General features: G+C 71.4%; 20 protein-coding genes. 5 read left to right on the plus strand and 15 right to left on the minus strand.

Annotation, left to right across the window (positions count from 1 at the left end; all coding sequences use genetic code 11):
- Positions 1 to 30: 30 nt before the first annotated feature.
- Positions 31 to 1,110: a succinyl-diaminopimelate desuccinylase gene (gene dapE, locus ACZ7M3_RS06535; RefSeq protein WP_067368472.1), complete on the minus strand. Its 1,080-nt coding sequence runs from the start codon at positions 1,108 to 1,110 to the stop codon at positions 31 to 33.
- Positions 1,111 to 1,207: 97 nt separating this feature from the next.
- Here dapE and ACZ7M3_RS06540 point away from each other — a divergent pair, with 97 nt between their 5' ends.
- Positions 1,208 to 2,194 (plus strand): VldE C-terminal domain-containing protein, encoded by a 987-nt coding sequence (locus tag ACZ7M3_RS06540; protein WP_472061274.1) that lies wholly within the window; start codon positions 1,208 to 1,210, stop codon positions 2,192 to 2,194.
- Positions 2,195 to 2,544: 350 nt separating this feature from the next.
- Positions 2,545 to 2,988, plus strand: a complete 444-nt coding sequence (locus ACZ7M3_RS06545; RefSeq protein ID WP_355307254.1) for an ATP-binding protein — start codon at positions 2,545 to 2,547, stop codon at positions 2,986 to 2,988.
- A 155-nt stretch (positions 2,989 to 3,143) separates the two neighbouring features.
- Here the strand turns inward: ACZ7M3_RS06545 and ACZ7M3_RS06550 are convergent, their stop codons facing one another.
- The gene (locus ACZ7M3_RS06550; RefSeq protein WP_472061276.1) at positions 3,144 to 4,244 is read right to left on the minus strand and encodes a bifunctional succinyldiaminopimelate transaminase/glutamate-prephenate aminotransferase; all 1,101 of its coding nucleotides are present in this window, start codon (positions 4,242 to 4,244) and stop codon (positions 3,144 to 3,146) included.
- Positions 4,245 to 4,398: 154 nt separating this feature from the next.
- A complete protein-coding gene (gene fdxA / locus ACZ7M3_RS06555) occupies positions 4,399 to 4,719 on the minus strand; it encodes a ferredoxin (RefSeq protein ID WP_018089397.1) in 321 nt (106 codons plus the stop codon).
- 140 nt (positions 4,720 to 4,859) lie between these two features.
- On the opposite strand from fdxA, the gene ACZ7M3_RS06560 reads away from it, so the two are divergent.
- A complete protein-coding gene (locus ACZ7M3_RS06560) occupies positions 4,860 to 5,900 on the plus strand; it encodes a GNAT family N-acetyltransferase (RefSeq protein ID WP_472061278.1) in 1,041 nt (346 codons plus the stop codon).
- A gap of 17 nt (positions 5,901 to 5,917) precedes the next feature.
- On the plus strand, positions 5,918 to 6,769 hold the full coding sequence (locus ACZ7M3_RS06565) for a transglutaminase family protein (protein WP_472061280.1): 852 nt from the start codon (positions 5,918 to 5,920) through the stop codon (positions 6,767 to 6,769).
- Positions 6,770 to 6,884: 115 nt separating this feature from the next.
- Here the strand turns inward: ACZ7M3_RS06565 and ACZ7M3_RS06570 are convergent, their stop codons facing one another.
- From ACZ7M3_RS06570 to ACZ7M3_RS06605, 8 genes are all read right to left on the minus strand, one after another.
- Positions 6,885 to 7,499, minus strand: a complete 615-nt coding sequence (locus tag ACZ7M3_RS06570) for a response regulator transcription factor (protein WP_060901376.1) — start codon at positions 7,497 to 7,499, stop codon at positions 6,885 to 6,887.
- Positions 7,496 to 8,671 (minus strand): sensor histidine kinase, encoded by a 1,176-nt coding sequence (locus ACZ7M3_RS06575; protein WP_472061282.1) that lies wholly within the window; start codon positions 8,669 to 8,671, stop codon positions 7,496 to 7,498. Before ACZ7M3_RS06575 ends, ACZ7M3_RS06570 begins: the two co-directional genes overlap by 4 nt.
- Positions 8,668 to 9,408 (minus strand): ABC transporter permease, encoded by a 741-nt coding sequence (locus ACZ7M3_RS06580; protein ID WP_472061284.1) that lies wholly within the window; start codon positions 9,406 to 9,408, stop codon positions 8,668 to 8,670. Before ACZ7M3_RS06580 ends, ACZ7M3_RS06575 begins: the two co-directional genes overlap by 4 nt.
- Positions 9,405 to 10,331, minus strand: coding sequence for an ABC transporter ATP-binding protein (locus ACZ7M3_RS06585; RefSeq protein WP_472061286.1), 927 nt, complete (start codon positions 10,329 to 10,331; stop codon positions 9,405 to 9,407). The genes ACZ7M3_RS06580 and ACZ7M3_RS06585 overlap by 4 nt, the downstream gene beginning before the upstream one ends.
- A 166-nt stretch (positions 10,332 to 10,497) precedes the next feature.
- Complete coding sequence (locus ACZ7M3_RS06590; RefSeq protein WP_472061288.1) at positions 10,498 to 12,762, minus strand: peptidoglycan binding domain-containing protein; 2,265 nt, start codon at positions 12,760 to 12,762, stop codon at positions 10,498 to 10,500.
- A 160-nt stretch (positions 12,763 to 12,922) separates the two neighbouring features.
- The gene (locus ACZ7M3_RS06595; protein WP_472061290.1) at positions 12,923 to 13,342 is read right to left on the minus strand and encodes a DUF6113 family protein; all 420 of its coding nucleotides are present in this window, start codon (positions 13,340 to 13,342) and stop codon (positions 12,923 to 12,925) included.
- Entirely contained in the window at positions 13,342 to 14,328 is a 987-nt protein-coding gene (gene mshB / locus ACZ7M3_RS06600) for an N-acetyl-1-D-myo-inositol-2-amino-2-deoxy-alpha-D-glucopyranoside deacetylase (protein ID WP_472061292.1), read from the minus strand. The genes ACZ7M3_RS06595 and mshB overlap by 1 nt, the downstream gene beginning before the upstream one ends.
- An 89-nt stretch (positions 14,329 to 14,417) precedes the next feature.
- Positions 14,418 to 14,612, minus strand: coding sequence for a hypothetical protein (locus ACZ7M3_RS06605; protein WP_054228237.1), 195 nt, complete (start codon positions 14,610 to 14,612; stop codon positions 14,418 to 14,420).
- Between the two features lie 176 nt (positions 14,613 to 14,788).
- On the opposite strand from ACZ7M3_RS06605, the gene ACZ7M3_RS06610 reads away from it, so the two are divergent.
- Positions 14,789 to 16,918, plus strand: a complete 2,130-nt coding sequence (locus ACZ7M3_RS06610; RefSeq protein WP_472061294.1) for a S9 family peptidase — start codon at positions 14,789 to 14,791, stop codon at positions 16,916 to 16,918.
- A gap of 242 nt (positions 16,919 to 17,160) precedes the next feature.
- On the opposite strand, the gene ACZ7M3_RS06615 is transcribed toward ACZ7M3_RS06610, so the two are convergent.
- The 4 genes from ACZ7M3_RS06615 to ACZ7M3_RS06630 are packed head-to-tail and all read right to left on the minus strand — an operon-like array spanning position 17,161 to position 21,139.
- Positions 17,161 to 18,210, minus strand: a complete 1,050-nt coding sequence (locus ACZ7M3_RS06615) for an ABC transporter ATP-binding protein (protein WP_472061296.1) — start codon at positions 18,208 to 18,210, stop codon at positions 17,161 to 17,163.
- A complete protein-coding gene (locus tag ACZ7M3_RS06620; RefSeq protein ID WP_472061298.1) occupies positions 18,203 to 19,231 on the minus strand; it encodes an ABC transporter ATP-binding protein in 1,029 nt (342 codons plus the stop codon). Before ACZ7M3_RS06620 ends, ACZ7M3_RS06615 begins: the two co-directional genes overlap by 8 nt.
- 5 nt (positions 19,232 to 19,236) lie before the next feature.
- On the minus strand, positions 19,237 to 20,223 hold the full coding sequence (locus tag ACZ7M3_RS06625) for an ABC transporter permease (RefSeq protein ID WP_075028759.1): 987 nt from the start codon (positions 20,221 to 20,223) through the stop codon (positions 19,237 to 19,239).
- Positions 20,216 to 21,139 carry an ABC transporter permease gene (locus ACZ7M3_RS06630; protein WP_095852751.1) on the minus strand — a complete coding sequence of 308 codons (924 nt, stop codon included), beginning with the start codon at positions 21,137 to 21,139 and terminating at the stop codon, positions 20,216 to 20,218. The genes ACZ7M3_RS06625 and ACZ7M3_RS06630 overlap by 8 nt, the downstream gene beginning before the upstream one ends.
- Positions 21,140 to 21,192 lie beyond the last annotated feature (53 nt).

The raw sequence follows: 21,192 nt of genomic DNA on the forward strand, positions 1-21,192 counted from the left end.
GCCGTGCACCACGAAGGTTCGGGCGGGTCCTCAGGACGTCAGCCAGGCGCGCAGGCGCTCCTCCGCCTCGGGGATCTCCGACGCCCGCACCCGCTCGTCCACCTTGTGGGCGAGGAGCGGCGCGCCGGGCCCGTAGTTCACCGCGGGCACCCCGAGCGCGCTGAAGCGGGCGACGTCCGTCCAGCCGAACTTGGGGCGGGCCTCGCCGCCGACGGCCGCCAGGAAGGCCGCGGCGGCCGGGTGGGTCAGGCCGGGCCGGGCCCCGCCGGTGTGGTCGTCGACGATGAACTCGTCGATGTCGCAGTCGGCGAAGAAGTCACGGACGAAGGCCTCGGCCTCCGCCTCACTGCGGTCGGGCGCGTAGCGGAAGTTGACGACGACGGTGCAGGCGTCGGGGATGACGTTGGTGGCCACGCCCCCTTCGATGCGGACGGCGTTGAGGCCTTCGTGGAACCGGAGACCGTCCACGACCGGCGTGCGCGGCTCGTAGGCGGCGAGCTTGGCGAGGATCGGGGCCGCCGCGTGGATCGCGTTGGAGCCCATCCACGCGCGCGCGGAGTGGGCACGCTCCCCCTTGGTCTTCAGGAGCACCCGGAGCGTGCCCTGGCAGCCGCCCTCCACCTGGCCGTCCGTCGGCTCCAGGAGGATCGCGAAGTCACCCGCCAGCCAGTCCGGGTGGGCCTCGGCGACGTGCTTCAGGCCGTTGAGGTGGGCGGCGACCTCTTCGTTGTCGTAGAACACGAAGGTGAGGTCGCGGTTGGGTGCCGGGACCGTGGCCGCGATGCGCAGCTGCACGGCGACGCCGGACTTCATGTCGCAGGTGCCGCAGCCCCACAGGACGCCGTCCTCGTCGAGGCGCGAGGGCACGTTGCCGGCGATGGGGACCGTGTCGATGTGGCCGGCGAGGATCACGCGCTCGGCCCGCCCCAGGTTCGTACGCGCCACGACGTTGTTGCCGTACCGGTCGACCGTCAGATGCGGCAGGGCGCGCAGCGCGGCCTCGACGGCGTCCGCGAGTGGCTTCTCGTTGCCGCTCTCCGAGGGGAAGTCGACGAGCCGCGCGGTGAGCTCGGCGGCGTCCAGCGTGAGGTCAAGGGTGGTGTCGGCCATGCCCTCGACCCTAGCGCCCCCTGCTCGGCGCCCTGCCGCACACGGGTTGTCCACAACCCCATAGGTCGCCAACAGTCGCCTCCAGTACCTTGTACGCGTGCCAGAGCCGTCCCCCACTCCTGTCCGGCGCGGCCGCCTCTTCCGTTTCGGAGCGGCCGTCGTAGTCATGCTCGCGCTCGCGGGTTACCTCGCGGTGCAGTACCTCACAGGAGGGACGGGTGCGCCGCGCTGCAGAGTCGTCTCGGGCAAGAGCGACGGAGCGTCGTACGAGTTCACCCCGGAGCAGGCGGTGAACGCGGCGACGATCTCGGCGGTCGGCACCACCCGCGGGCTGCCGGAGCGCGCCGTGGCCATCGCGCTCGCGACCGCGCTCCAGGAGTCGGGGCTGCGCAACATCCAGCACGGCGACCGGGACTCGCTCGGTCTCTTCCAGCAGCGCCCCTCGCAGGGCTGGGGCACGACGAAACAGATCATGGACCCGACGTACGCGGCCGGCATGTTCTACGAACACCTGGCCAAGGTGCCGGGCTACACGCGGCTGCCGCTCACCGTCGCCGCGCAGCGCGTGCAGCGCAGCGGCTATCCGCAGGCGTACGCGAAGCACGAACCGGACGCGACGCTGCTCGCCGCGGCCCTGACCGGCCGTGCGGCGGCCACGCTGACCTGTGAGGGCCGCCCGGGGGCGACCCCGGTCGGCGGCCCGGACTCGGTGCGCGCCGCGCTCGTACGGGACTTCGGGCGCGAGGTGCTGCAGGAGGCGGGAGCCGATGTGAGCACCGCGGGCTCCCCCGCCTCCGCGACGGCTACCCCGACGCTCGCCCCCTCGCCGAGCATCTCCGGCCGGACCGTGACCGTGCCCGTGCGCAAGGACCCCACCGGCGACTCCACCGTCCGCCAGCGTGGCTGGGAGCTGGCGCACTGGGCGGTGGCCAACTCCTCGGCGCTGCACATCCGACGGGTCTCCTACGCGGGGCGGGAGTGGACGGCCGGGGAGAGGAACGGCGAGTGGCGCGCGGCGGTCACCACGGGCGGTTCGACGAGGACGCAGTCCCCCGGCGAGGTCCGTATCGTCACCGCGCAGTAGTACGGGGCCTCACCTGTACGGGGGATGCTCGGCGTGGCGCGTTGCCGCTGCGAGCAGGTTTTCGCGTCCTCACTCCGGAATCCGCCGGACCCCTTGAAAACAAAGGGCCGTAAGGATTCGGCAGACTTTCCGACCGGATACCCTTTGCCCGTTTTTATCCACAACCGATTATGCGACACATTGCCAACTCTTTACGTCGGGCCACCGCAACCTTCGCGGGTCTCGAGCGGTAGTCACTGCGTCCGAGCCCGGAACGATCAACGGGTCGCCCGACAGCCGGTCGGCGGCCGGACGGTCAACTCCCGGGCACGGGTGGACACTTCACCGTTCTCTTCCGTCTAAGGAGCATCATGTCCCTCCCCCTGACCCGCCGGATCGCCCGTGCCGCGCTGCTCATCGCAGCGGGAGCGGCGCCCGTGGTCGGTGCGGCCGGCTCCGCCAGCGCGGCGGCCGAACTCCCGGCCACCCCCGACCTCGGCGGCCTGACCGCTCTGGACGGCGCGCACGTCGGCAGCACGGTCGACGGTGCGACGCAGAACGTCACCGGGCTCGCGGGAACGACCGGCGGCAACGCCCTCAAGAAGGCCGTCCCGGCCGCGGGCAAGACGGGTGGCAGTGTCGCCAGGACGGCGACGCCGGCCGCGCAGAAGGTGGCCGGGGACGCGGCGGGGCAGGCCGGGGGTCTGCTCGGTGACACCGCGAAGACCGCCGGTGGTGGTCTTCCGACGGACGCGGTGACCAAGGGTGGTCTGCCGACGGGGCAGCTGCCGCTGAAGGGGTTGCCGCTCGGCTAGTCGCCGGGGCCGTGCACATGCTGTAGCCGTACGGCGAAGGGGTCCAGGGAGGTTCCCTGGACCCCTTCGCGTGTGTCGGTTCCTGGCGTGCGGGCCGGTGGGGGCTGGGCGCGCAGTTCCCCGCGCCCCTTCGGGGCGCGTCTGAGGGGACGCCCCTAAAGGGGCGCCAGGCGTTCTACCGCCGCCGCCACCCGCTCGTCCGTCGCCGTCAGGGCCACACGGACGAATTTTTCGCCCGCCTCGCCGTAGAAGTCGCCCGGGGCGACGAGGATGCCCAGTTCGGCCAGGTGGGCGACGGTGTCCCAGCAGGACTCGCCGCGGGTGGCCCACAGGTACAGGCTCGCCTCGCTGTGCTCGATGCGGAAGCCGTGGCGCAGCAGGGCCTCGCGCAGGGCGGTGCGGCGGGCCGCGTAGCGCTCGCGCTGCTCGCGGACGTGGACGTCGTCCGCGAGGGCGGCGACCACCGCGGCCTGGGTCGGCGCGGACGTCATCATGCCGCCGTGCTTGCGGATCTGGAGCAGGTCGCCGAGGACGGCGGGGTCACCGGCGAGGAACGCGGCGCGGTAGCCGGCCAGGTTCGAGCGCTTCGAGAGCGAGTGGACCGAGACGATCCCCTCGTACGAGCCGCCGCAGACGTCCGGGTGCAGGACCGAGACCGGGTCGGCCTCCCAGCCCAGCTCGAGGTAGCACTCGTCGGAGAACACGAGGATGTCGTGCTCGCGGGCCCACGCGACGATCCGGGCGAGTTCCGGGGCGGACAGGACCCTGCCCGTCGGGTTCGACGGGGAGTTCAGCCACAGGAGCTTCAGATCGGTCGGGTCCAGCTCCGTGGGGTCGTCGTAGACCATGTAGTCCGCGCGGGCCAGGCGCGCGCCGACCTCGTACGTCGGGTACGCGAGGCGCGGGTACGCCACCTTGTCGCCGGGGCCCAGGCCCAGCTGGGTGGGGAGCCAGGCGACGAGTTCCTTGGAGCCGACGACCGGGAGCACGTGCTGGTGGGTGATGTCGCGCGCGCCGAGCCGCCGCTCGACCCAGCCGGTGAGCGCGTCGCGCAGTTCGGGCGTGCCCCACACCGTGGGATAGCCCGGCGAGTCCGCGGCCGCGACCAGAGCTTTCTGGATCAGCTCGGGCACCGGGTCGACCGGGGTGCCGACGGACAGGTCGACGATGCCACCCGGATGAGCGGCGGCCGTCGCCTTGAAGGGCTCCAGCTTGTCCCAGGGGAAGACGGGAAGCCGGTCGGAGACTGCGGACACGGGATCGGGCTCACTTTCTCGTTCGTACGACCCGTACGCACACGGCCTGCGCGCCTGTGGCCGGTACGGGCCGCTACGGCAAACGCCTCGGCCCCGTACGGCCATCGAGGTGATCGGGCCGTACGGGACCGAGGCGGCGCGTAGGTGCGGCCGCTTACTGGTTCTGCGGCGGCAGCGCTGCGATGAAGGGGTGGTCGCGCTCGATCAGACCGAGCTTGCTGGCGCCGCCGGGCGAGCCGAGCTCGTCGAAGAACTCGACGTTCGCCTTGTAGTAGTCCTTCCACTCTTCGGGAGTGTCGTCCTCGTAGAAGATCGCCTCGACCGGGCACACCGGCTCACAGGCTCCACAGTCGACGCATTCGTCCGGGTGGATGTACAAGGACCGGGAGCCCTCGTAGATGCAGTCGACCGGGCACTCCTCGATGCACGCCTTGTCCTTGACGTCGACACAAGGCTGCGCGATGACGTAGGTCACGCTGTCGTTCCTCCTCGATAGGGCGCTGGCGGGCCTCCGTAGGCTCCGCCGCCTGGCGCGCGGGAGCGCGGCGTCGTCGATGCCCGCACCTAGTATCTCCGTTCCGGGGCGTGATCCATACAGGAGGGGTGAACTGACCTGTGGAAATCTCTGCGGCCGGACGTCTCGAGGTCCGAATCACCGCTGCTGACGTGGGCAAACGTGTCTCTGTTCGGCGGATGATCGTAGATATCGAGGGTGCCGCCGGCGGTGAGAAGTTCACTGACACGGTCGGTGTTCTCACATCATGGGACGAGAGTGTGCTGCTGATCACACGGCGCGACGGCGAAGTCGTCCGGATTCCGGAATCCTCGCTGGTCGCAGGCAAGGTCGTACCGGCCGCCCCGGCGCGTCGGCGGGGCCCCGCAGCCTCGTACGAGGAGCTGGCGCGGGTCGCGGCGCGGGCCTGGCAGCCGGTGGAGAGCGAGCGGCTCGGCGACTGGGAGCTGCGGGCGGCCTCCGGGTTCACCCGGCGCGCGAATTCCGTGCTGCCGCTCGGCGACCCGGGCGTGCCGCTCGACGAGGCGCTGACGTCCGTACGCGACTGGTACGCGGCCCGTGACCTGCCCGCCTACGTCCAGACCGCCACCGGGGCCGAGGGCACGCAGGAGGTGCTGTGCGCGGAGCTGGAGGCGCGCGGCTGGGCGCGCGAGGTGAGTGCCGGGCTGTGGATCGGCGCGCTCGCGCCGCTCGCCGACCGCGAGGTCACGGAGGCCTCCGGGGTGGTCCTCGCCCGAACGGCCGACGAGGCCTGGCTGGGCCGCTACCAGCGCAAGGGGCTGAGCGAGGTCGCGCTGCACGTCCTGGGCAGCGGGCCCTCGGTGTGGTTCGCGACGGTGCCCGGCGCCGAGGGGGAGCCTCCGGCCGCGATCGGGCGGTGTGTCGTCGACGGGCGGTGGACCGGTTTCGCGGCCGTCGAGGTCGACCCCGCCCAGCGCCGTCGGGGCCTCGCCACCGCCGTCATGGCCGCGCTCGCCCGCCGTGCCCTGGACGAGGGTGCCTCGGCAGCCTGGCTCCAGGTGGAGGCGGACAACGCGGGCGCGCGGGCGCTGTACGCCGGGATGGGCTTCGCGGCGCATCACGCGTACCACCACTACCGCGCGCCTGAGGTGTCCGCCGACGACCGCCGTCGACCGGCGTGAAGGGATACCGGACCGCCATGCCTTCCCCCCATCCCCCGGAGCCGGAGCGAGCCGCCGAGGTGCGGCGGAGGTTCGCCGAGGAGGCACGGTCCGAGCGGCCCGACCTGGCGGCCCTGTGTCTGCTGATCGGGGCGGCGGCGGACGGCGCCCTGGACGAGGCGGGGACGGACGCGGCCCAGATCGAACTCGACCGGCTCGCCGGACAGCTGCCGTTCCGGCCCGGTGGGGCGCTGTCCTGGGCGACCGCGCTCGCCGAGCTGCTCGGCGGGCGCTGCGGGTTCCGGGGCTCGCCCGGGGACTATCAACGGCTGGAGTCGTCGCTGCTGCACGCGGTGCTTCGGCGGCGGCGCGGGCTGCCCATCCTGCTCTCCGTGGTGTGGATGGAGGTGGCCAGACGGGCCGGCGCGCCGGTGTACGGGGTCGCCCTGCCCGGGCATTTCGTGGTGGGCTTCGGGCCGGCCGAGCAGCAGGTGCTCGCCGATCCCTTCGACGGGGGGCGGGTGCTGAGCGGCTCCGATACCGAGCTGCTCGTGCAGGGCGCCACCGGGGCGCCCCTCGATCCTTCGATGCTCGTCCCCGCCCCTCCGCTCGACGTGGTCGTGCGGATCCTGAACAACGTCCGGGCGTGGGCGGCGGCGCGGCCGGAGCGGTCGGATGTCGGCCTGTGGGCCGTGGAGTTGGCGCTACTGTTGCCGTCGCATCCTGCGCGGTTGCGGTACGAGCGGGCTCAGCTGCTGGTGCAGCGGGGGGATTTCCTAGGTGGGGCGACGGAGTTGGATGCCTACGCCGATGTGGTCGCCGCGGTGGATCCGCCTTCGGCGGAGAAGGTTCGGGGGCTGGCTCGGGCGGCTCGGGCGATGTTGAACTGAGGTCGCGGTTCGCCCATGCGCCGTAGGTGGACTGTGCCTTCGCGACTGCGGGTTCGGTGTGGCTGGGCGCGCAGTTCCCCGCGCCCCTGGCGGGGCGCTTTACTGCCCTGGGTTCTTACAGCCAGCCCTTTTCCCGTGCTATCCGGACCGCCTCCGCGCGATTGCGGGCCGTCAGCTTCTGGATGGCTGTCGAGAGGTAGTTGCGGACCGTGCCCTGGGAGAGGTGGAGGGTGGTGGCCAGTTCGGCGTTGGTGGAACCGTCGGCCGCCGCGCGCAGGACCTCGCGTTCGCGGTCGGTCAGGGGGTTGGCGCCCTCGGCGAGGGCGGCGGCCGCGAGGGTGGGGTCGATGACCCGCTCGCCGGCGAGCACCTTGCGTACCGCTGCGGCGAGTTGGGCGGCCGGGGCGTCCTTGACGAGGAAGGCGTCGGCGCCGGACTCCATGGCGCTGCGCAGATAGCCGGGGCGGCCGAAGGTCGTGAGGATGAGCAGTTTGATGCCGGGGAGTTCCTTGTGGACCTCCGCCGCCGCCTCGATACCCGTCTTGCCCGGCATCTCGATGTCGAGGAGCGCCACGTCCACGTCGTGGGCGCGGGCCGCGGCCAGCACCTCGTCGCCGCGCGCCACCTGGGCGACCACCTCGATGTCGGGCTCCAGGCCCAGCAACGCGGCCAGCGCCTCGCGGACCATCGACTGGTCCTCGGCGAGCAGGACCTTGATCGTGCGGCTCATGCACCGGATCCTACGGGGTGATCGGCGGCCTCGAAGGGGGCCTGCGCCGGTACCCGTGCGACCAGCCGGAAGCCGTGCCGCACCCGGCCCGCCTCCAGGGCTCCGCCCGCCTTCTCCAGCCGCTCGGTCAGGCCCGTCAGACCGTTGCCCGGACCATGGCCCGAGCCGCCCGAACCGTCGTCCTCCACGCTCAGTTCGAGCACCGGGCCGTCCAGCGTCTGGCGGCGGACGAGCTCGACGGTGCAGCGCCGGGCCCCGCTGTGCCGTACGACATTGGTGACCGCTTCCCGCAGCGCCCAGGCGAGCGCGGACTCGCTCTCCTCGGCGACGTCGGTGAGGTCCGGCTCTGCGGGCAGGTCGGCGGTGACGCCCGCGGCCGTCAACGCGACCTGGGCGCCCGCGAGTTCGCCGGACAGCCGGGGCCGCCGGTAGCCGGTGACCGCCTCGCGGACGTCGACGAGGGCCTGTCGGCTGACCTGTTCGATGTCGGCGACCTGCTGGGCCGCCTTCTCGGGGTGGTCGGGGAGCATCCGGCCGGCCAGCTCGCTCTTGAGGGTGATCAGGGAGAGCGAGTGGCCCAGCAGGTCGTGCAGATCGCGGGCCAGGCGCAGGCGCTCCTCGTTCGCGGCCAGTTGGGCGACCGTCGCACGGGCCTCGCGCAGCGCGATCGTCGTGCGGATCAGTTCGCGGACGCCGGTCATGGCGAACCCGCCGAGGAACGCCGGGATGAGCAGCCCCGCCAGATACTCCTTGCCGCCCGGCACGGTCAGGGCGATCCCTGTCAGCACGGCGGAGACGGCCGGAATGGCCCAGCGCGCCAGCCGCAGCGGAAGCACCGCGCCGGACGCGATCGAGACGTACACGAACAGGACGAGCCACTCCCGCCCCAGGGTGAAGGAGAGCAGGGCGGCCTCGGCAGCGAGGACCACGAGCGAGACGAACACGAAGGGGGTCGTCTCGCCGCGACCGGTGCGGAAGACCAGCGCCCCGTACCACCCGACGAAGGCCACCAGGCCGAACCAGCCGAGTACGACGACACCGGTGCTGTGCCCGCCGTGCACCAAGTCGCTGACGGGTGCGCTCAGATAGACGAGCCAGATGCCGGTCCAGATGGCCTTGACCATCTTCTGCCTGCGATTCTGCGGGGGTTGCCCGATGCCGATGCTGCTCACGCCTTCAGCGTGTCCTTCCGGTACAGCCATGCCGCGCCGCCCGCGAAGAGGAGGAAGGAGACAGCGAGGATGGCGAGGTCCTTCGCCTGCGGGGCGTCGCCCAGTTCGATGGATCGCCCGAGGGCAGCGTACGCGTGCGTGGGCAGCCAGGACGCGATCTTCTGGAGCCAGTCGGGGAAGGTGGTGGTGGGCATCCACAGGCCGCCGAGCACCGAGAGCCCGAAGTACAGGATCATCGTGATCGGGCGGACCGCGTCGCCGCTCGCGAGATAGCCGATGGCCACGCCGAGCGCGGCGAAGACGAGGCTGCCGGCCCAGATCGCGCCGGTGAGCGCGAGCCACTGCCAGGCGTCCAGCCGTACGTGCTTCACGGCGGCGGCGACCGCGAAGACGACCACGATCGACGGCAGGCTGATCACGGCGGCGCTGGCGGTCTTCGCCAGGACATAGCCGCGGCCCGGCAGGGTGGTGAGCCTGAGCTGCCGTACCCAGCCGCTCTCGCGCTCCTTCGCGATGCGTTCGCTGTTGCCCATCAGGACCGCGGTCAGGGCGCCGAAGGAGGCCATGGAGACCATGAAGAAGGTCGGCAGGGTCAGCCCGGTGCCGTCCACCTTGGTGGTGCTGTCCGCGCTGCCCGCGATCAGCAGGAACAGGGCCGAGGGGTAGATCACCGAGAAGAACAGGAACTTCTTGTTGCGCAGGGCGCGGGTGATCTCGAGCTTGATGAGGCTGTTCACTGCGACTTCGCCTCCTCGGCGGCCGTGATGGCGACGAAGGCCTGCTCGAGCCCGAGCCCGGCGACTTCGAGATTGCGGGGGTAGAGGCCGAGCCCGTACAGCGCGTGTACGGTCGCGTCGGCGTCGGAGGACTGGATGCGGACGGTGTGCCCGGAGACGTCGATCGAGGTCAGGAAGGGCAGGGCGCGCAGCGGGTCCTCGTCGATGGGCCCTTCCAGGTCGAAGGCGATCCGGCGGGCGCCGGCCTTCGCCTTGATCTCGGCGGCGGTGCCGTCGGCCAGCAGGCGGCCCCGGTGCAGTACGAGGACGCGGTCCGCGATGGCGTCGGCCTCCTCCAGGTAGTGCGTGGCGAACAGGACGGTCCTGCCCTGGTCGGCCTGCTCGCGCATGGTGGCCCAGAAGGCCTGGCGTGCGGAGACGTCCATGCCGGTGGTGGGCTCGTCCAAGACGATGAGGTCGTTGGCGCCTGCGGTGGCGAGCGCGAAGCGGACGCGCTGTTCCTGGCCGCCGGAGAGCTTGTTGACCTTGCGGTCGGCTATCTGCGAGATGCCCGCGCGGGCGAGCACGTCACTGACCTTGTACGGCTTCGGGTGCAGATCGCAGGCCAGCTTCACCAGCTCGCCGACCGTCACCTCGTCCATCAGGCCGCCGCTCTGCAGCATGGCGCCCACCCGGCCGCCGACGATCGCCTCGCGGGGGCCGGCGCCGAACACCCGGACCGCGCCGGTGTCGGGGCGTTTGAGGCCGAGGAGCAGGTCCAGCGTGGTCGACTTGCCGGCCCCGTTGGGACCCAACAGGGCGACGGTCTCGCCCGGGTGCAGGTCGAGCGTCAGCCCGTCGACGGCCCGTACGTTCCCGTAGCTCTTGCTCACCTGATCGAACCCGACCACCGAGGTGGTGGCTGGCGCCGCTGTCGTCGTCATGGGGACCATCGTGGCCGCGCGGGCCTGGTGCCCGGCAGTGTCGGCGGTCCTGAGTGCCGGATGACAGATGTCATGTCGTGCGGCACGGTCCGGGGGTCCCGTGCTGCGACGAACGGAGCCCCTGCCCGGTGCGGGCAGGGGCTCCGTTCGTCGGGACGACCAGGGGTCAGCTCGCTTTGGTGTCGATGACTCCGACGCGCTCCGCCGTCGTCTTGCCGCGCAGGGCCTTGCCCAGTGCGGTGACGACGTCCTGCGGCGTGAGAGCGCGCTTCCCGCCCGCGGTCTGGATCTGCACGCCGTCGAAGGTCTTGCCGTACGCCGCCTTGAGCGCCGTGAGGTCGTACGTCTCCACGAGCTTGCCGTTGACGGCCTTGAAGCCGAGGATCTTCGGCAGCGACAGGGCGCCGAACTGGATGCTGTGTGCCGCGTCGGTCTGAATGGTGACGCGGGCGGACATCGCGGGCTGGGCGAACTCCTTCATCATCCGGTCGACCTCGGCGTTCGAGACGGTCGGCTGACGGGTCGTGGTGGCGACCTTCACCGGGGTGGAGGTGCCGGTCTCGACCTGGGCGCGGTACGCGTCCTCGACGGCCTGGGTCGAGGCCGCCACGTCGATGCCCTTGCCCGCCTTGCCGTACACGGCGACGGCCTTGCCGGACTCGAACTTGATGGTGCCGTCGCCCGCCGAACCGGAGCCGCTCGCGGTGCGTTCCAGGGCGGCCTGGAGCTTCTCCTCGTCGACGGGCATCGCCGGCTCGACGACACGCTGCTGACCGAACAGCGAGCCGATCACGGAGACCGGGTTGTAGTCGCTGCCCGCGGCGGCGCGGACCGTGTCCTGGGCGTTGAACTGGAGCCCGGCCTGGTCCGGCTTGAGCGAGACCGTGGTGCCGTCCACCGACAGCTGGAGCGCCTTGTTCATACGGGCCCCGAAGGCGTCGTCGAGCTTCTTGACGGCCTCGTCGCGGGTGCCGCCGCCGATGTCGACGCCGAGCACCGTGGTGCCCTTGGGGACGTCCGAGCGGTTCATCAGCAGCCCCGCGCCGTAGACGCCACCGCCGATGAACACCACGGCGACGACCAGGAGCGTCAGCTTGCTGCGGCCCTTCTTCTTGGCCGGCTTCTTCGAGGAGGCGGCGGGCTTCGGGGCCGGCTCGGGCGCCTTCGGCGGGGTGTGCGGCAGCGGTCCGTCGGTGTGCGCGCCCGGCCCGAACGGCGAGTTCTGGGCGGCGGGCACGACGGGAATGCCGCTGGTCAGGGTGTGCCCGGAGACGTTGTCCACCGGGCCGCCGTAGCCCTGGCCGCCCGGATCGGGCGCGGGCTTCTGCGGGGTGAGGATCGCGGTGTCGTCACTGAGGCCGCCACCGGGGTATCCCGCGCCGAGGCCGGCCGCGCCGTGCCCGCCGGGGACGCCATGGCCACCGGGGCCACCGTGTCCCGCGGTCAGGCTGCCCGGAGCCGCGCCCGGGCCGGCCGGCGGCACCAACGGGCCGTCACCGGTGACCGGACCGCCGGTCGGGCCCGCGGGACCGCCCCGGCCGTTCTCCGAGAAGTTCTCCGCGAAGTACGGGAGGTCGTCACGGCGCGGTTCACCACCGGGCCCTCCAGGGCCACCCGGGCCGCCGGGGCCACCCGGCCCGCCAGGGCCTTCGCTTCCTATGGCCGGGAACGAGGCCGTGTTCCCCAGCGCCGCGGAGACGTCGAAGGAACCGGTGCCGCCGCCGTGACCGGGGGCCACGGGTCCGGCGCCGGTGGCACCGGGCAGCCCGGCACCGTTCGTACCGCCGCTCCCGGGGCGGGGCGCGTTCGCCCCGCCGGGCCGGGCACCGCCCGCGCCGCCCAGGGGACCGGCACCGTTCGCGCCGCCGGGGGCACCCGGACGCGTACCGCCGGTGCCGTTGCCGCCCGGCGTGCCCGCACCCTGCGGCGCCGCGGGACCCGTGGGTCCCGAACCGCCTGGCAGGCCCGCCCCGTTGGTGGACCCGCCGCCCGGGCCGCCGCCCGGCGCACCGGACTTGCGGGGTGCGAACCAGTCGCTGGTCTTCTCTCTGGCCGGAGCACCGCCCGCGGCGGCGGCTTCGGCCGAGGTCTCGGTGGCCGTGGCCGCTGCCACGGGCGCACTCACGTCACGCTGCGCCTGCGCGGGGGGTCCCGCGGAACCGGCGGACTCGGCGGGCGACTCGGCGTCCCCGACCGGTGTGCGCACGACGACCGGCGGGATGGGCCGCGATCCGGGGATGTTGATCCGGATCCGTGTCGTCAGCGTGGTCTCGGTCTTGCGCTCCTCCGGCGGGGTGCCGCCGGCCGAACGGCCCGCGTCGGCACCGTTTTCGGAAGCCGTGGGGGTCCCGTAGGGGGGCGTCCCCGACGGGTACGCGGCTCCACCGCGCCCGTTGGGCCCGGAGGACGAACTGTCAGTTTCACGACTCAAGGCAGGTTCTCCCGGTTGGCTCCGCCGCCCGTTTACTCGACCTCATCTCGGGCAGCTCGGCGGCGCGCACCACCATACTGGCCGCATTCGGCGCGCAAACCTCGCCCGCCCAGGAAACTCGCACGGGACCCGCACCTGTCCGGTACGGCGAAGTGGGACGTCACTTCCCAAGTCGGACGGCGGAGTCGTGCGGTTGCCGCCCCAGACCAAGCGTGGCGCACATCACAGCCACGGCCATCCCGCCGAGCAGGAAGAGGTAGGAACCGAATCCCGCGCCGAAGAAGAAGTCCCCTTCCGGGCGGGTGGAGGTGAGCAGGACGACCGCGATCATCCAGCCCGCGGCGGGCGCGACGGCGCCGGCCCGGGAGCCGGTCGCCCGTGATCCGCCCAGGAAGAGCCCGGCCCCGCCGGCCAGCGCGAGCAGCAACCCGCACGGGAACCAGGCGGCTTGCACCAGCGTTCCGGCGGCCCCGACCACCGCGCCGAGCAGGAAGAGGCCCAGGTGGGCCACGATCCGCCCGGCCGAGGGCCGCGGCAGCGGCTGGGCGAGCGCGCTCCCCCGCTGTCCCGACATGCTCATCACGCGTCCGCCTTTCCCTGTTCGGTCCCCGTGGATCCCTGCTCGGTCCCCGTGGATCCCTGCCCGGTCCCCATGGAACCCTGCCCGGTCCCCGTGGATCCCTCTTCGATCCCCGCGAAGAGGTCGGTCTCACGACCGGGTCCCGCGCGCTCCCCGCGCACCAACTCGTAGTACTCGGTGGTGAACAGCGGTTGCGCGAGTGCGTTCGACAGCGCGAACCAGGGCTCGGCCACCTCGATCTGGGTGGCGTGCGCCCGCATGGCGGCGGCCTTCGCGGCGGCGTACGCGGTCCCGTCGATCGCGGTGGTGACCACCGTGTCCTCGACCACGCCGGGTACGTCGGCCACGGCGGCGGAGTGCTCGAAGGGCAGACCCGGCAGGGCCTCGCGCAGCCGTCGGAAGCCCTCCTCGACGACGGAGCGCGGGGCGCGGTTCCAGTAGACCTTGGTGATCTCCCAGGGCGCGCCGAGGTCGGGGCGGACGGCGGGGTCCGCGGCCAGCTCGACGGCGCGCACGGCGACGCGGTGGGACTGGATGTGGTCCGGGTGTCCGTAGCCCCCGTCGGGGTCGTAGGTGACGAGCACCTGGGGGCGGACCTCGCGGATCACCTCGACCAGATACTCCGCGGCCTCGTCGATGTCGGCGGACCAGAAGGCGCCCGCGCGGTGGTTCTGCTCCAGGCCCATCATCCCGGAGTCGCCGAAGCGCCCGGGACCGCCGAGGAAGCGGTGGTCGGTGACCCCGAGCTCCTTCATGGCGGCGGCCAGCTCGCCGATCCGGTGCGGGCCGAGCCCGCCCTCGCGGTCGGGCGCGAGATGCGCCAGCTCGGGCGGGATGACCTCGCCCTCCTCGCCGAGGGTGCAGGTCACCAGCGTCACATGGGCGCCCTCGGCCGTGTACCTGGCCATGGTCGCGCCATTGTTGATCGACTCGTCGTCCGGGTGCGCGTGCACCAGGAGCAGACGCCGGTCGGGCAGTTCCGTCATGGAACCCACCCTACGAGGCGCCCGGCCCACCGCCGAGGCGGGCACGGCTCCCGGCACCGAAGCTCCCCGTCAGGACGTGAGGCTCCCCGTCAGAACTTGAAGCTGCCGATCATGTCCGCGACGTTCGTCGTCAGGTCGCTGATCGTGGGGGCCATCGTCGATGAGGCGAGATAGAAGCCGAACAGGACACACACGACCGCATGGCCGGCCTTCAACCCGGACTTCCTGACCAGGATGACGACGATGATCGCCAGCAGCACCACCGCCGAAATCGAGAGTGCCACGGCGGCTCACCTCCAAAGATCCCAGGGACATGGGGGGTCGGACATGGGGGTCGGTAAATCCATACAGCGGCCAGCAGGTTCATACCCACACACCGCCAGTGATCATAACTATCCATACGCGCGCATCGATCGGCGCACGGCCGCACAAGGGGGCGCATGGCCAATATGGTCAAGGCATGACGACCGAGCCTCTCTCCTTCCCCCGCCGGTACGCCCGGACGCAGCGCTTCACCCTCGGCGCACCCCGCGCGTTCAGCGTCTCCCCGGACGGTTCCCGGGTGATGTTCCTGCGGTCCTCCTCCGGCACGGACCGGGCGAATCAGCTGTGGGTCCTCGATGTCGCGGAGGGGCAGGAGCGCGTCGCGGCCGACCCGCGGGCGCTGCTCGGCGGCGCCACGGAGCGCCTGTCGGCGGCGGAGCGGGCGCGCCGCGAGCGCAGTCGCGAGGGCGGCGCGGGGATCGTCGGCTATGCCACGGACACGGCGGTCGAGCTGGCCTCTTTCGCCTTGTCAGGGCGGCTCTTCACGGCGGAACTGCGAGCCGGTACGGCACGTGAACTCCGGGTCCCGGGACCGGTGATCGACCCGCGCCCCTCGCCCGACGGACGGCTCGTCGCGTACGTCCGCGGGGGCGCCCTGCGGGTCGTCGGCGCCGAGGGGGACGGCGACCGGGCACTGGTGGAGCCGGAGTCCGATGCGGATTCGGGGACGGTTTCCTATGGATTGGCTGAGTTCATCGCGGCCGAGGAGATGGGGCGTTCGCGCGGCTTCTGGTGGTCTCCGGAAGGGGACCGACTGCTGGTCGCACGAGTCGACGACGCGCCCGTGCGGCGCTGGTGGATTTCCGATCCCGCACAACCGGAACGCGCTCCGCAGCAGGTCGGCTACCCGGCCGCCGGAACGGACAATGCGGACGTAAGGCTCTTCGTGGTCGGCCTCGACGGGGTGCGCACGGAGGTGGTCTGGGACCGGGCGCACTACCCGTATCTGGCGCATGTGCACTGGTCAGCGGCGGGCGCGCCACTGATCCTGGCGCAGGCGCGGGACCAGCGCAGCCAGCTGTTCCTGGCCGTCGACCCGGACACCGGGGCGACCCGGATGGTGCACGCCGACGAAGATCCACAATGGCTGGATCTTTTCCCTGGCGTGCCGTGCTGGAGCCCCGCGGGACAGCTCGTACGAATCGCCGACGAGGGCGGGGCGCGGGTCCTGGCCTTCGGCGAACGCCCCTTCACGGGGCCGCAGTTGCATGTGCGCGCGGTACTGGACGTCTCGGACGACGACGTGCTGATCTCGGCGTCGGCCGGCGAGGCGGCGACCGCCCCGGAGACGGGCGAGGTGCATGTCTACCGCGTCAACGAGCTCGGTGTCGAGCGTTTCTCCCAGGAACCCGGCGTGCACACGGCGGTGCGCGGCGGGGGCGTGACCGTACTGATCTCCTCGGTGCCGGACCGCCCGGGAGCCCAGGTGCAGGTGCTGCGGGACGGAAAGAGGACGGCGACTGTCACGTCGTACGCCGAAAGTCCCGGTCTGTCCCCGCGCGTGACACTCACCGAGGGGGGCGCACGGAAAATCTCATGCGCCCTGCTTATGCCTACTGACTACGACGGTGTCACTCCCCTCCCCGTCCTCATGGACCCCTACGGCGGTCCGCACGGCCCCCGGGTGCTGGCCGCGCACAACGCGCACCTCACCTCGCAGTGGTTCGCCGACCAGGGCTTCGCGGTGGTCGTCGCCGACGGCCGCGGCACCCCCGGCCGCTCCCCCGCCTGGGAGAAGGCGGTCCGCGACGACTTCACGCTCACCCTCGACGACCAGATCGACGCGTTGCACGGCCTCGCGGAGAGGTTCCCGCTGGATCTGTCCCGGGTGGCGATCCGGGGCTGGTCGTTCGGCGGCTGGCTCGCGGGGCTCGCCGTGCTGCGCCGCCCCGACGTCTTCCACGCGGGCATCGCGGGCGCCCCGGTCACCGACTGGCGGCTGTACGACACCCACTACACGGAGCGCTACCTCGGTGATCCGGCGACGGCCGCGGAGGCGTACGCGAAGAGCTCGCTGATCACGGACGACGGACTGTCCGCGCCCGCCGAGCCGCACCGGCCGCTGATGATCGTGCACGGCCTCGCGGACGACAACGTGGTGGTCGCACACGCCCTGCGGCTCTCCTCGGCACTCCTGGCCGCGGGCCGCCCGCACGAGGTGCTGCCCTTGTCGGGCGTCACCCACATGACCCCACAGGAACAGGTCGCGGAGAACTTGCTCCTGCTCCAGGTGGACTTCCTGAAGCGCGCCCTCAAACTGGGCTGAGCCGCAAAACTCCACGAAGCACCGCAACCATCAATTGAGGAACCCCGACGAGACACCAGCCAGGTCCGCGAGAGCGGCGCCGGTTTAGGCGCAAAATGCGACGGGCCGGGGCGACATGGCGCGCCCCGGCCCGTCTACGGCACCCGCACGGCCGTACGCTGATTACCTTGTCGCGTCCGTATATCGGTGCCGCTTCGGCCAAGTTGCCTGCGTGTTAACGAAGTTCGCCAGCATTTGCGGGTTTATGTCGCCCGCTCGGGCGGTTCCTCCGGCGGTACGACCCGCTTCTCCTCGGCGAAAAGACAGGCCGAGTCGTGCGCGGCCGGGCCCTCCACGAAGCGGAACTCCATGGGCACCGCGAGCGGCGGCACCTCCAGCGCGCAGCGCTCCTGGGCCTTCCAGCAGCGGGTGCGGAAGCGGCAGCCGGAGGGGATGTTCGCCGGCGAGGGCACGTCTCCGGCGAGGATGATCCGCTCCCGGCGTTCGCGGGCCTCCGGGTCGGGGACGGGCACGGCGGAGAGCAGGGCCTGGGTGTACGGGTGCGTCGGGTGGTCGTAGATCTCGGCGTCCCTGCCGGTCTCCACGATCCGTCCGAGGTACATCACGCCGACCCGGTCGGAGATGTGCCGCACGATGGAGAGGTCGTGCGCGATGAAGACGTAGCTCAGGTCGAACTCGTCCTGGAGCCGCTCCATCAGGTTGATCACCTGCGCCTGCACCGAGACGTCGAGCGCCGAGACGGGCTCGTCGGCGACGATGATCTCGGGGCGCAGCGCCAACCCCCGTGCGATGCCGATGCGTTGGCGCTGACCGCCGGAGAACTGGTGCGGGTAGCGGTTGATGTACTCGGGGTTGAGGCCGACCACGTCCAGCAGGTCCTGGACGCGCCTCCTGCGGTCGCCCTTGGGCGCGACCTCGGGGTGGATCTCGTAGGGCTCCCCGATGATGTCGCCGACGGTCATGCGCGGGTTGAGCGAGGTGTACGGGTCCTGGAAGACCATCTGGATGTTGCGGCGTACGGCCCTGAGCGCCTTGCCGGAAAGTTTGGTGATGTCCTCGCCCTTGTACCTGATCGTCCCGTCCGTCGGTTTCTCCAGGTTGACCAGCATCCTGGCGACCGTCGACTTGCCGCAGCCGGACTCGCCGACGATGCCGAGGGTCTCGCCCGCGGCGAGTTCGAAGTCGACCCCGTCGACGGCCCTGACCGCGCCGATCCGCTTCTTGAAGAGGATCCCCCGCGTCAGCGGGTAGTGCTTGACCAGGCCGCTGACCTCCAGAATCGCCTCAGCCATCGAGGCACTCCCGCCAGAAGAAGCAGGCGCTGGTGCGGGCCCCGGCTTCCCGGTCCGCCTCTGCACGGTCCCCCCCTCCACGCTCCACCCCTTCACGGTCCACCTCGAACAGCGGCGGCACCTCGGTGCGGCAGATGTCCTGGGCCATCGGACAGCGTGGGTTGAAGGCACAGCCGGGCGGGATGTGCATCAGGTTGGGTGGCAGGCCCTTGATCGCGTAGAGCTCCTGGCCCTTCTGGTCGAGGCGGGGGATCGACTCCAGAAGGCCCTTGGTGTACGGGTGGGCGGGGGCCTTGTAGATGTCGTGGACCGGTGCGGACTCGACGATCCGGCCCGCGTACATGACGGCGATCCGGTCGGCGACGTCCGCGACGACGCCCAGGTCGTGGGTGATGAGGATGAGCCCCATGTCGAGCTCGCGCTGCAGCTCGGCGAGCAGGTCCATGACCTGGGCCTGGACGGTGACGTCGAGGGCGGTGGTCGGCTCGTCGGCGATGATCAGGGCGGGCTCCAGGGCCAGCGCCATGGCGATCATGATGCGTTGGCGCATACCGCCGGAGAACTGGTGCGGATAGTCGCGCACCCGGTCGGCGGCGGCCGGGATGCGCACCCGGTCCATCAGCTCGATCGCCTTGGCGCGGGCGTCCTTGCGGGACATCCCGCGGTGCACGGTGAACATCTCGCCGAGCTGGTCGCCGACGCTGAGCACGGGGTTGAGGGAGGACAGCGCGTCCTGGAAGATCATCGCCATTTCGGCGCCGCGGACCTTGCGCCGCTCGTCCTCCTTGAGCTTCAGCAGGTCCCGGCCCTGGAAGAGGATCTCGCCGCCGGTGATCCGCCCGGGCGGCATGTCGAGGATGCCCATCACGGCCTGTGCGGTGACGGACTTGCCGGAACCGGACTCGCCGAGGACGGCGAGCGTCTCGCCCGCGTCCACGCCGTAGTCGACCCCGTTGACGGCCTTGGCGACCCCGTCCCGGGTGCGGAACTCCACGTGCAGATCCCGTACTTCGAGCAGCACGGCCGTCACCTCAGCTTCGGGTCGAGGGCGTCGCGCACCGCGTCGCCGAGCATGATGAACGCGAGCACGGTGATCGCGAGGGCGCCGGCGGGCCACAGCAGCATGTGCGGGGCCGTGCGGATGTAGGCGGAGGCCGAGGAGATGTCGATGCCCCAGCTGACCGTGGGGGGCTTCAGGCCGACGCCGAGGTAGGAGAGCGTCGCCTCCAGCGCGATGTAGGTGCCGAGCGCGATGGTGGCGACGACGATGACCGGCGCGACGGCGTTGGGGGTGATGTGCCGGAGCATCAGGCGGGAGTTCGAGGCGCCGAGGGCGCGGGCGGCCTGGACGTAGTCGTTCTGCTTGATCGTGATGACGGAGCCGCGCGCGATGCGCGAGATCTGGGGCCAGCCGAGCAGCACCATGAACCCGATGACCGGCCAGATGGTGTTGCTGGTCACCACGGAGAGGAGGACCAGGCCGCCGAGCACGACGGGGATCGCGAAGAAGATGTCGGTGATCCGGGACAGGACCGAGTCGCCCACTCCGCCGAAGAACCCGGCGAGCCCGCCGAGCACCGAGCCGAGGATCGCGACGCCGAGAGTGGCGCAGACGCCGACGCTGATCGACACGCGGGTCCCGTACACCACCCGCGTGTAGACGTCGCAGCCCTGCCCGTCGAACCCGAAGGGATGTCCCGGCTGCGAGCCCTCCTGGGCCTTGGCGAGGTCGCACTTGAGGGGGTTCTGCGTGGCGATCAGCGAGGGCCACAGGGAGATGACGACCAGGAAGAGGATGAGGAGCCCGGAGACGATGAAGACGGGGTTGCGCCGCAGATCGCGCCAGGCGTCGGACCACAGGCTCCTGGGCTTCTCCTGAGGGCCCGTGCCCTCAGGGCCGCCGGGCGTCCGCTCCAGGGTGGCGCCCTCGCTCGTGGCGAGGTCCATGGCGCCGCCCGCGCCGGTCGCGGCGATGGCGCCCTCCCGCTGGTACGGCGGCGGCTGCTCAGGCATAGCGGATCCTCGGGTCGAGTACGGCGTAGAGGAGGTCGACGAGCAGGTTGGCGACCAGGAACACGAGGACGAGGACGGTCACGAAGCCGACCACGGTCTGGGTGTTCTGCCGCACGATCCCCTGGTAGAGCTGGTATCCGACGCCGTGGATGTTGAAGATCCGCTCGGTGACGATCGCGCCGCCCATGAGCGCGCCGATGTCCGTGCCGATGAAGGTGACCACGGGGATCAGCGAGTTGCGCAGCAGGTGCTTGGTGATCACCCGGTGCCGGGGCAGTCCCTTGGCGACGGCCGTCCTCACGTAGTCGGACCGTTTGTTCTCGGCGATGGAGGTCCGGGTGAGCCGGGTGACGTAGGCGAGGGAGACGGAGGCGAGGACCAGTCCGGGCACGATCAGTTCGCCGAAGGTGGCGTCCGTGGAGACCGAGGGTCTGATCCAGCCCCACTCGACACCGAAGAGCAGTTGCAAGAGCAATCCGGTGACGAAGGTCGGGATCGAGATGACGACGAGGGTGAGCAGCAGGACACCGGTGTCGACGGGCCGGCCGCGGCGCAGCCCGGTGACGACGCCCAGCAGGATGCCGATGACGATCTCGAAGAGGATCGCGACGATCGTCAACCGGATGGTGACGGGGAAGGCGTCGGCCATCAGCTCGGTGACCGGCTGCCCGGTGAAGGCGGTGCCGAAGTCGCCGGTGAAGACATTGCCCATGTATGTGAGGTATTGCTGCCACAGCGGCTTGTCGAGGCCGAACTCCTTGCGCAGCTGGGCGGCGGTGGCGGGGTCGCACTGCCGCTCGCCGCACAGGCCCGCGATGGGGTCGCCCATCACGTTCACCATCAGGAAGATCAAGAGCGTGGCGCCGATGAAGACCGGGATCATCTGGAGCAGACGCCGGATCACATACCGTCCCATGAGGGCTCCGGAGGTAGTACGGGGCCCACGCCCGGGTTCGCTTCAGCAACCTG

Source organism: Streptomyces sp. NPDC111656 (genome assembly GCF_055656965.1).